9 protein-coding genes are annotated in these 11,713 nt (G+C 34.2%); 7 read left to right on the forward strand and 2 right to left on the reverse strand.

All coding sequences use genetic code 11. The features are described 5' to 3' along the window. Positions 1-145: 145 nt before the first annotated feature. From V7056_RS16285 to V7056_RS16310, 6 genes are all read left to right on the forward strand, one after another. Positions 146-937, forward strand: coding sequence for an SDR family NAD(P)-dependent oxidoreductase (locus tag V7056_RS16285; protein WP_499703475.1), 792 nt, complete (start codon positions 146-148; stop codon positions 935-937). Positions 938-1,008: 71 nt separating this feature from the next. Further along, positions 1,009-1,776, forward strand: a complete 768-nt coding sequence (locus tag V7056_RS16290; protein WP_499703476.1) for an SDR family NAD(P)-dependent oxidoreductase — start codon at positions 1,009-1,011, stop codon at positions 1,774-1,776. A 142-nt stretch (positions 1,777-1,918) separates the two neighbouring features. After that, the gene (locus V7056_RS16295) at positions 1,919-2,311 is read left to right on the forward strand and encodes a YidH family protein (RefSeq protein ID WP_499703477.1); all 393 of its coding nucleotides are present in this window, start codon (positions 1,919-1,921) and stop codon (positions 2,309-2,311) included. 54 nt (positions 2,312-2,365) lie between these two features. Next, positions 2,366-3,325: a formylglycine-generating enzyme family protein gene (locus V7056_RS16300; RefSeq protein ID WP_499703478.1), complete on the forward strand. Its 960-nt coding sequence runs from the start codon at positions 2,366-2,368 to the stop codon at positions 3,323-3,325. Between the two features lie 100 nt (positions 3,326-3,425). Further along, positions 3,426-5,546 (forward strand): arylsulfatase, encoded by a 2,121-nt coding sequence (locus V7056_RS16305; RefSeq protein WP_499703479.1) that lies wholly within the window; start codon positions 3,426-3,428, stop codon positions 5,544-5,546. Positions 5,547-5,656: 110 nt separating this feature from the next. Next, complete coding sequence (locus V7056_RS16310) at positions 5,657-6,925, forward strand: MFS transporter (RefSeq protein ID WP_499703480.1); 1,269 nt, start codon at positions 5,657-5,659, stop codon at positions 6,923-6,925. A 631-nt stretch (positions 6,926-7,556) separates the two neighbouring features. Here V7056_RS16310 and V7056_RS16315 read toward each other — a convergent pair. Then, positions 7,557-7,733, reverse strand: coding sequence for a hypothetical protein (locus V7056_RS16315; RefSeq protein WP_499703481.1), 177 nt, complete (start codon positions 7,731-7,733; stop codon positions 7,557-7,559). 264 nt (positions 7,734-7,997) lie between these two features. Here V7056_RS16315 and V7056_RS16320 point away from each other — a divergent pair, with 264 nt between their 5' ends. Further along, a complete protein-coding gene (locus V7056_RS16320) occupies positions 7,998-9,461 on the forward strand; it encodes a spore germination protein (RefSeq protein ID WP_499703482.1) in 1,464 nt (487 codons plus the stop codon). An 828-nt stretch (positions 9,462-10,289) separates the two neighbouring features. On the opposite strand, the gene V7056_RS16325 is transcribed toward V7056_RS16320, so the two are convergent. Then, positions 10,290-11,627 carry a spore germination protein gene (locus V7056_RS16325; protein ID WP_499703483.1) on the reverse strand — a complete coding sequence of 446 codons (1,338 nt, stop codon included), beginning with the start codon at positions 11,625-11,627 and terminating at the stop codon, positions 10,290-10,292. Between the last annotated feature and the right edge of the window lie 86 nt (positions 11,628-11,713).

Genomic DNA, 11,713 nt, shown 5'->3' on the forward strand with positions numbered 1-11,713 from the left:
ATCTATTATTATAATGGGGGTGCAATTTATCATTTAAATAAATCACTTAAAATAAACGTATGTAATTTAGTACTTTTGAACAGATTTTTAAGGACTTTCACTTTAAATTAATAGTTTTAGATATTCTAATCTTAGGAGGATTAAAATGAGTCAATATGAATCTATCTTAATTACAGGTGCAGCAAGTGGCTTAGGTTTAGGTGTTGCCAAGCATTATAGTAAAAATAAAAATGTACATATTTTTTTAATAGATATAAATACTACCAACTTAGATAATGCTAAAAATGCATGTGAGGAATTAGGAGCTACCGTTATTACTAAAGTAGCAAATATTATGGATGAAGAGGCTATGAATTCTGTCATAAATGAATGCGATGAAATTAGTCCACTTGACTTAATTATTGCGAATGCGGCAGCACAAAGACCCGGAAGTACAAGTAGAACAGAAGATACTTCTGAAGATATCATGTGGGCAACTAAAATTTGTGTTAATGGAGTCGCAAACACCGTTTTTCCAGCTTTAGATTTGATGAAATCTAGAGGTAAAGGACATATAGTCATGACTTCTTCTGCGTCATCATACTTAGGGTTATGGGGTTTACCTGGTTATGCAGCTGGTAAAATGTGGGTACGTCGATTAGCTGAAATGCTACCAACTGCCTACCCTGAATTAACATTTACAGCTATTGCTCCTGGTCCAGTAAAAACACCATTATGGATTGAATCTAACCTTGATCCAAAAACTGGAGAATTAAAACAAGGCGGAATGAAATTACAGCCATTAAGTGTCGAAGAAGGTGTAGAGTACTATATTAAAGGAATTGAGAGCAAGGAAGTATTTTATTGCTTCCCACCTAAATTGAGCGAGCAATTATCATTGGCAGAAAAACTTTCATATGAAGAAAAAATGAACTTAATTAAGAGCCATGCGAATTAATATATAGCTCTCTACTTTTAAATATCTGAATATTCACAAAAAACTAAAAACACTAAAAGGAGCGATTTATTATGTTTTCACTTAAAGGAAAAGTTGCAGTAATTACTGGAGGCGGTTCAGGTATTGGACTTGCTACCGTTAGACGCTTTCATCAAGCTGGAGCTACAGTAGTAGTTGCTGATATTACAGACGAAACAAAACTAGCATTAGAAATTGACGGATTATATATCAAAACAGATGTTTCAAAAGAAAATGAAGTACAAGCTTTACTGAAAAAAACTGTTGAAGCATATGGACGCATTGATATTCTTTTTAACAATGCTGGTATTGGTAGAGGTTTAGTTATGATTTCGGATGCAGAATCAGTAGATTATGAAGTATCTTTTAAAGTAAATACAATGGGTGTGTTATATGGATTAAAACACGGAGCCGTCTACTTAAGTGATGGTGGCGTTATTATTAACAGTGCGTCTGTTGCCGGTTTACAAGGCGTGCCGACATATGGACCATATGTTGCTTCAAAGCATGCGGTTATCGGAATAACAAAAACTGCTGCACTCGAGTTAAGCCCACGAAATATTCGAGTAAACTGTATTTGTCCCGGAACAATAGATACACCAATGCTCCAAAATAGTGCAGCTCCTGAACAAAGAGCTATTAATGACCTTGTAACACCACTTGGTCGACCTGGTCTACCTGAAGAAGTAGCTGCTCTTGTTCATTTTTTAAGCTCTGACGATTCTAAGTTTATTACAGGACAAGCTATTACTGTTGATGGTGGAATAACAGCAGGTACTTCATTGGGTGTATGGTCTGGATTAGCTGCAGTAGTTCAATAAAGAATAGATTACATTTACTTTTTCAGTAACTTCAATTTAAAGTGCTAATTTGCAATTAAAAAAGGAACTTCATTTTTTTTTGAGTTCCTTTTTGTTGCATATAGAGTTAAAGAAACTGTTGATTATGAGTAGGAGAATAAAGATGGAAGCTTTAACAAAAACGCAAGAATCACATAGTGAAAGCGTGAAATTTGTTCAACAACATTTAGCTAATGAAAGGACATTTTTGGCCTGGATCAGGACATCAATATCGATTGTTGGCGTAGGATTCTTAACAACGTCTTTGAATTTTACGATTCAGTTCAGTTCGAATAAGTATATTAATTTATTAGTCATATTTCTAGGTATATACGCATGTGTAGTTGGTTTTATTACAGGTATTCTATCAACGATTCAATATTCAAAGAAAAGAAAAGAAATCGAAAAAGGAATCTATATTCCTGCTAATAAATCGATTGTATTTGTTTCTATACTCTTTTCTCTATTAATATTCATGATTTTTATGTATCTTTCGTTTTTATTATTCACGAAATAGACGATGAAACTTCCCTCTTGTTGTTACTATAAATTCTTAAAGTGAGTGATTTGAATGGAATTTGAATTAATGTCCGTATGCTGTTCTCCGAATAAACGAAAATCAATTTTATCTCAAGATGTAGGAACTAGTATTATTAAAAGCTGTAATAAACTCTCTAACCAAGACATGATTTACCTTCCTGGAGGAAAATTTTTGATGGGAACTGATGATCAAGAAGGATACTATGCTGATGGTGAAGGTCCCATTCGCGAAATTAAAGTGAACCCTTTCTTTATTGATGCTTGTACAGTTACTAACGCTCAGTTTGAAGATTTTGTACTTGATACAGGCTACAAAACGGAAGCAGAAATATACGGATGGTCCTTTGTTTTTCATTCACTTGTGTCTTCTGAAACCCAAAAGAAAGTTACACAATTTGTTCGTCAAACTCCCTGGTGGCTAGTTGTAGAAGGAGCAAACTGGAGACATCCCGAAGGTCCGGATTCTACTCTTGAAAATAGATTTGATCATCCTGTCATTCATGTATCCTGGAATGACGCTTCAGCATATTGCAGTTGGGTTGGGAAAAGACTACCAACCGAAGCAGAGTGGGAATTTGCTGCTCGTGGAGGATTAGTACAAAAAAAATACGCGTGGGGCGACGAGTTACACCCAAATGGTGAACATTATGCAAATATTTGGCAAGGTCAATTCCCAAATGAAAATCAAGCATTTGATGGTTATGAAGGTACGGCTCCAGCTCGATCATATCCTCCTAACCAATATGGTTTATATAATGTTTCAGGAAATGTGTGGGAATGGTGTTCGGATTGGTTCAGTCCAAACTATCATGTTCATGATTCAATTGAAAATCCCAAAGGCAGTCCACAAGGTACTTCCAAAGTAATTCGGGGTGGCTCCTATCTCTGTCATGAATCTTACTGTAATCGTTATCGAGTAGCTGCTCGTAGTTATAATGCACCTGACAGTTCTACTGGAAATATGGGATTTCGATGTGTTAAAGATGCGTAAGTAAATATGCTTCTTAACAAATATTTTAGTTTTACTTTTACCTGTGTTTTTATACCTTTAAAAATAAATTCATTTATTTCTATTTTAAGGAGCTATGAAAATGAAAAACAATATTGTATACATTGTACTTGATGACATGGGTTTTTCTGACCTAGCTTGTTATGGTTCGGAAATTAAGACACCTAATATCGATCGTTTAGCTCAAAATGGATTGAGCTATAATAACTTTCATGTTACACCTCTTTGTTCTCCTACTAGAGCAAGTTTATTAACTGGGCGAAATCATCATTCTGTAGGTATGGGACTTCTATCAAATTTTGATTTAGGTCCTGATGTCCCTAGTACACGAGGTAAAATACACCCTTCTGCAGGTACAATAGCAGAGATATTAAAGGAAAATGATTATAGTACTTTCGCTATAGGAAAATGGCATTTGTCACCTATTTATGAAGAATCAGCTGCTGGCCCTTTTCATAACTGGCCCTTAGGAAAAGGCTTTGATCGATTTTATGGATTTTTAGAAGGTATGACAGATCAATATACACCTAGCTTAGTTTACGATAATCATAGTGTGAATCCTCCAAAGAAACCAGATTATCATCTTTCAGAGGATCTTGTCGATCAAGGGATAAACTTTGTTTCTGATCATGCCTCATTTTATCCAGGGAAACCATTCTTTATGTATCTTGCCTTTGGCGCACAGCATTCACCACATCAAGTTTCTCAAAGTTATATCGATATGTATAAAGGTACTTATAACAAAGGTTGGGATAAAATTCGTGAGGAAAGACTTGAACGTCAAAAATTATTAGGAATTGTCCCAGCAGATACAGTACTAGCAGAACGAAACCCTGGTGTAAAGGAATGGGATACTCTTTCACAAGCTGAAAAACGACTATTTGAAAGATTCCAAGAAACATATGCGGGATTCCTTACTCACACAGATGAACAGATTGGCAGATTCGTAAACTTTCTAGAAGCTATTGGTCAATTGGATAATACGATGATCGTATTTCTATCGGATAATGGAGCAAGCCAAGAAGGTGAGTTTGAAGGGATTCTGGAACAAACTTCTTATTTTAACGGAATTCCAACAACCGCTGAAAGTATATTGAATCGAATAGATGAAATTGGTGGACCAAATTCACAGCCTAACTATCCTCGTGGCTGGGCACAAGCTAGCAATACACCTTTTAAGTACTATAAGCAAACGACCTTTGACGGAGGTATTCATGTACCCTTGATTTATCATTTCCCAAATCGAATCAAAGATATTGGAACTGTCCGTGACCAATTCCATCACGTAATCGATATCACACCAACAGTTCTGGAACTTACTGGAATAAGGTCTCCAGAAGAAATTAAAGGTGTTAAGCAAATACCATTACACGGTAAGAGCATGCAATATACTTTTGATGATCCTACAGTACACACAAGACGGGAAACCCAATACTTTCTAATGGCAGGACAGCGTGCTATTTGGCATGACGGTTGGAAGGCGATCTCTTTTCATACGAAAGGAACCCCTTTTGAGGAAGATCAATGGAGCCTATTTAACATTAACAAAGATTTTTCTCAGAGTAATGATTTGGCAACAATATACCCTGAAAAACTTAAAGAATTACAAGATATCTGGTTAGATGAAGCAAAGGAATTTAATGCACTTCCGATGATTGATCAAACGATCGAATTATTTGCTTACGTCTCTCCAGATGATAAGATAAGATCTCGTACAGAATTTACTTTCTTTCCAGGAATGAGTCATAGTCTTGCATCTCCACCTATATTAAATCGCTCTTACACAATTACTGTTCCTATTGATTGCCCAAGAAAAGACTGTGAAGGTGTGTTAATTGCACAAGGAAATCAGTACAGTGGGTATACAATTTACATTCAAAATAATCGTTTATTTTATGAGTATAATTATGTGGGGACAGTCTATAAAATTGAATCCGATTTAGAAGTACCAGTTGGAAAATCAACACTCCACTTCGAATTTTCCAAAACAGGTCTTTTACAAGGAAAAGGAAGGTTATTTATGGATGATCAACAAGTTGGTGAAGTAGATATGCCAAGTACCTTACCGTTTTTGATTTCTATTGAGGGATTAGATATTGGACGAGATGCATATTTACCAGTAAGTAAAAGCTATGCAAATATGGGAGACTTCGCATTTACAGGGACTATTCAAAAAGTAGAATTTACATTACAAAACGATTAGGTTGAAATAAAAAGAAAGTATGGCAAGTCTATACTTTCTTGACCCATTTAGTATGAACATGAATAAGCAGGCAAGCAAATAATACTAATTTGTAAGGGAGTGCTTTATACATGAAACGCTGGGTAATTCTCATTATGTTGTTAATCGCAACACTTATTAACTTTGCTGATAAATCTTCCACAAGTGTCGCATCCGTTTCTATTATAAAAGATTTTAACCTTTCCTATGTGCAATACGGTGTTCTCGGAAGCATATTTTTCTGGTTCTTTTCTATCGCTAGTGTAGTCGGCGGTGCTTGGTCTGATAAAATCGGTACCAAAAAGATGTTATCAATTCTATTGATCGCATGGACATTATTACAATTCGGCACATTTTTCATAACTAGTTTCGCCTTTCTTCTATTATATCGAATTCTGCTTGGTGTATTTGAAGGTCCATTTGGTCCTGTTGCAATCAGTCATTTAAGTAGAGTATTCCCTGAAGAACGTCGTGGAATGGCTATTTCGGTATGTAATGCAGGTGCGATGATTGGAGCAATGGCTCTAACCCCTATTTTAGTTCACGTAAATCAAACTTATGGCTGGAGAATTTCATTTGTTGCTTTAGGAGTAGTTAGTTTAATTTGGGTTCTTATTTGGGGATTTATAAAAGATAAATCTAAGACCACAGTTAAATCGACAGAAGAAAAATTGCCAGTTGAAAAATTCAAATGGTCAGAGTTTAGACCGATTTTATTCTCTCCTACCTTACTATTTACTTTACTTAATCTTTTTGCGAGTTTTTGGTTGGTCGTATGGATCTCAGTATGGCTACCGGTCTATTTGGTAAAAGGAATACAATTATCGCAAACAAAGATGGGACTAGCTGTTTTATCAATCGGTCTCATTAACATGGTTGTGTCTATGAGTGCTTCGATTTGGTCTGATAAGTTATTTAAGAAATCGAATAATTTACGTTCATCTCGTGTCTTATTTTCATCAACGTTACAAGTCATTAGTGCTGTATTGCTATTTTCCGTTACACTTGTAAAAGCACCAGTATTAGTCATTATCATATTAGGTGTAGCACTTGGATTAACGACAAATATATTAAATGTTGGTCCTATTATTATGATGAGTTTACTTCCAAAAAGACGCGGGTTGATGATAAGCCTTGGTATTTCATTTCAAAATCTTTCAGGGATTATTGGACCACTTGTTTGTGGATACCTTATCGACCTCGCAGGAAATAATACTTTGAGGGGTTTCAACTATACAATCGCATTTTCTGCAGCGATCATAATTGTCGGTTGTATATTATTCGCAATTTTCGTCAAACCTGACTATCCCTTCTCAAAGAACTTTAATCGTATCGATCGTACAGAACCAAAAGAAATCTAAATAGAAATTAATAGTCAATAATCAAAAAATGTAAAGGCTCAAACCCTTATAAACAAGAGTTTGAGCCTTATTAAAGTATGATCCCAACTGGACTTGAACCAGCGACCCCAAATACAGAGTACGAGTATTATACAGTAATTATGAATATTTTAGTTCAATTGAGTCCAGTAAAACAAGCGGTAGCTGCAATTTCATTCATTATATATTTTTTATTTCTATTGTTTCTAATATGTATGTGCAATTTCTGTGCAATCGAAAAGTAATATTTAATATGAGGTAGGGTGCATTGAAAAAATTTGAAACAGAACGAAGAGCTAGATGATTTCGTAAAAGTAACGTTTCGAGCCCAATTTAACGAAATAGAAAGATAAACGGTCTAAAAAAACGAATTATCAAAAAAATAATGTTATTGCCGCCAATTGATCATGAAAAATTGGAACTTGATCAGTTTCACTATATGTACTTTCGTTTGACTAAAAGAAGATAACTTTATTAATGAGATTAGCCTCTTTTAGTTTTTGCTATCTTGATTTTTAATGAATCTTATAGAACTTATCACATACGTTAGTTCTTTAAGAAAGTATATATCCTATATCAATGATTACTTGGTAATCTATGATACAGTCTAGTTTTATCGGAAATTACTTGTACTTATTTGACTATTTATTTTAATCTTCAAATTCGGATTGGTTCGAATTTGAAGATTTGATAATCCTTCAGTTGCACGTTTCAATCGCTTTCGTTGTTCTTCTGTGATCGCTGAGTAATTGATTGATACACTGCCAAGGCATACTAATTTTTGTTTCATTTAAATTTCCTCAATTCGATTAGTACTTTCACTTATTTTTCCGATTAAACGGAAGGTTATTCCTTATATAACTAACGCGCCAGTTAGTTCAATAAGAGATGCTTCTCAATTCTTAATTGTAAATAAGGTATTAATAATTTGCTTTTTCTGCGCCTACATGAGTATATTCTCTTACTACCTTCATTATACCTGTATATTAATCCCACCTTAGGTCAAGCTAATAATTGGTAATTAGCTTTATTGAATGACTAGAGGTGAAAGAGAATGAACTATCATGATCCGGCTAATTTTACAAGCAGTCTTCATAAAAATATTGAAACAATCAAAGAACAGTTACACCATACAGCTGAATTAGTTGTCCGGACGATTCGTATCGGTGAAAGCAAATACAATGTAGCACTCATCTATCTAGATGAACTCGTTAACGCGGACGTGATTCGTGACTTTATCATTACTCCATTATTCTTATTTAAGGGTATGAAAAAAAGCGATACAGGACTATTCATCGACCACTTAGCCTCTGAACATATTCGAGCTGCTTCCGTTGAAATGGTTTCATCATTCGAGGATGCACTGGACGGAATTGTCCGAGGTCGAACCCTAATCTTAGTCGAGGGATATGACAGTGGAATCATCGCAGAAACGACCCAATGGCAACAACGCTCGGTTGAACAAAGTAGTCGACAACGGTCACCTGGTGGTCCGATGATTGGGCTATCAGAACAATTAAAAGTGAACTTGAATTTAATTCGTAGTTTTATTAAGTCACCTGATTTAGTTGTGGAAATGAAACAAATAGGAATATTTGCAAAAACAGATCTTTCAATTGTCTACTTAAACCATAAAGTGGATAAACAAGCATTAGAAAAGGTACGAACACGAATAGAAACATTGGATGTCGAATATGTTTTGGAATCAAGAGTTGTTGAAGATGCGTTGGAAGGGAGGAAGAAAACCATTTTCCCCCTTATTTTCAATTCGGAGATGCCAGATATTGTAGCTGCTGCTTTATATGAAGGACGAATCGCCGTCTTAGTTGATGGTACACCACAAGCTTCCATCGTCCCAGCTTTATTCGTTCAGTTTATGGCGCAACCGAATGAATACTACTCAAAAAACGGAAAACTCTCTAATCGATTAATCTTATTCTTTAGTTACTTTATATCTGTCTTCTTACCCGGAATTTACGTTGCAGTCGCTAACTTTCACATAGATTGGTTTCCAGGAAAATATGCTAAAAAATTTTTTGAATTCGAAACCATGCTCCCATTATTTTTAGAAGTTTTGCTACTGCTGCTCATTTTATATGTATTGGGACTAGCATCTTTCCGGATACAAACCGATTTGATTGTTTTGGCATCTTTAGTAGGTACAATGGTGATAAGTACTACGCTTGTTGATGCCAAACTAGTACATCCTTTTAGTATGATTATTGTAGGTATTTCGTTCCTAACAAATTTTTTATTTGTCACAGGTGGGATGGCTAGTGCCGCTTTAACATTACGCTTGTTGTTTTTAATCATAGGTAGTTTTTTTGGTTTAACAGCGATGGGAACCGGATTACTCTTCTTGATATTTTATATGGCTCTATTACGCTCGGTTGGTGTTCCATACTTAGCACCGATCATTCCATTTCAACCACAAGAGTTCAAAGATGTTTTTTATCGTGGAGATTTAAAGAAACTGATAAACAGTCAGCACAAGTATCCTCATGATGATAAAGAATAATTAATAATAGTCAAAAAATGATCTTTAATTTCTATTATCCCCTTATAGTAGACAGTAAAAGAAAGTTTTGTACTGTTTATTATCAAGGGGATTTTTTCTATCAACTCCTTCGATGATTGTAGAAGAGCAGAGTAAACGATTGAAAATCGCAGCTGAAGGTTTATCAACTATTCAAATTCAAATTAACCCAATATTTAAAATTAATAAGACTAGTAAATTTAGTTGATGTAAATTAACTTACTTATTGAACTAACGCATGCGTCAATAATTAGTAAAAGGATCTTCTAGGAAGATCCTTTTTTAAAGTATAGTAATTTACATATTCCACAGGGATATAAGAAAGGTTTAGTATTTCTTTATTAATTAGATTTATAATTAATAGTCTTTTTGACGTTCCATGAACGGTTCCTATAAGGATTCATACGATTAAGAATTTCTTCAGTACTAATAATCGAAAGATCATCGAACAGTGAGGGAGCATGGCAACAACCTTTGAGATCTTTCATCAATTTAATCAACGCTTCGTATGAAAATGTTTCGGGAAGTGAATTCCCTTCCTTAAAGACTGTATAGAGCGATTCGACTTTCACTTATTTACTCTATTAGCGTCAAGGCTATTTCCTTATGCAACTAACGCATGCGTTTGATGCATAAGGAAATAGCTTAATCATCTTAATTTATCTTCGTCACATATATGTTCAATTTAATTTAGATTCCAAACCATTGGCTATTCAACCATATATAATGCAAATTACTCCTTTAAAATTAAAAGGCTGTCAAAATCGGATTCAATGATTCTGATAGCCTTATTATTTTATAAAAATTAAATTAATTTTTGTCATCATGTGGATATTTATGAGGACTATTTGTTAACTTTCGCAAATCACCTCGATAAAAGACATCTTTAAATTCTTTATAATTAAATGGAATAATAGGTGCTAAATATGGAACACCTACTGACCGTAACCGTGATAAATGTATTATTAAGATTATCACTCCAATACATAATCCCGTTATCCCGAACAAAAGCCCCAAAAATAAAAATACATAACGAAGAGTTATAATCGAATCTGGTAGTTTTCCAATTGTAAGTATTGTGCTAGTAAGATAGCATATACCAACTACGATAAGACTTAAAGGGTGAATTACTTTAGCTTCAACAGCAATTGAGCCAAGTGTTATAGTTGAAACTAATGAAGCAAGTAATATCATTTCTTTTGTAATTCTATACGAACTAAATCCTAGTATTTGAAAAAAAATTAATGTTATGAAAATTTCTAGCCAATAAGGCAATAACATGTGTTGAAAGAATTCATCTTGAATTTTTTGGGGTACCCAATTTTTATGATGGTAAATCAACGTAAGATAAGATCCAGGAAACAGAATAGTTATGAAAAAACAAAGAAATGTAAGAATACGCTTAGCATATTTTTCTTTAGTGTTATATTCGTTAGGTTCTTGGAAGTATTGAATGAATAAATTTGGTACAATTGATGCTGTTGGCGTTCCGTTTGTAAATACTGCTATTCTTCCTTCGTACAAAGCAGCTGATACTGCATCTGGTATCTCGCTATTAAAACAAAGAGGAAAAATCGTTTTTTGATCTCCCTCAATCGCTTCTTCAATTATTCTTGACTCCATTACATAATTAACTTCTAATAAATCAATTCGCTGACGTACTTCCTCCAAAACAGTTTCATCTACAAAATCAGTTAGATATACAATTGCAATCTCTGTTTTAACAATTCTTCCAATTTGTTTTTTCTCAACCTTCAATATCGGAGATGGAATCATATTATGTAATATATTTAAATTCACTTTTAATTCTTCTGTAAATGATATTAATGTACCTTGAAAATTTCGTTGCTTCGTACTCTGTTCAACTGCTCGTTTTTGCCATTCTGTGGTATCCACAAGAAGGACACTATCAAAGCCATCAACCAGTACCAATGTCTTCCCTCTAACAATTCCATCAATTATAGAAGAAATTGAAGTAACCTCTTCAACTGATTCTGAACGAATATAACGATTGGCAATTGTATCCATTAGTGACTCTTTATCTATTTTACGTATCTCCAATAAAGGTTCAATAATGCTCTCACGAATCACCTGTGTATTAGCAAGCCCATCTATAAATAATAATGCACAATAATATTGTCGATCCAAGTTAATAATCGTACAAGTAATTCTGGAGAATCGTGTAATTGTTCTTTAATTAATTTTATATTTGTATAAATTTTCCTTGTTAATGA

Source organism: Bacillus sp. JJ664 (assembly GCF_036962205.1).
In the GTDB taxonomy this organism is placed as follows: domain Bacteria; phylum Bacillota; class Bacilli; order Bacillales; family Bacillaceae_G; genus Gottfriedia.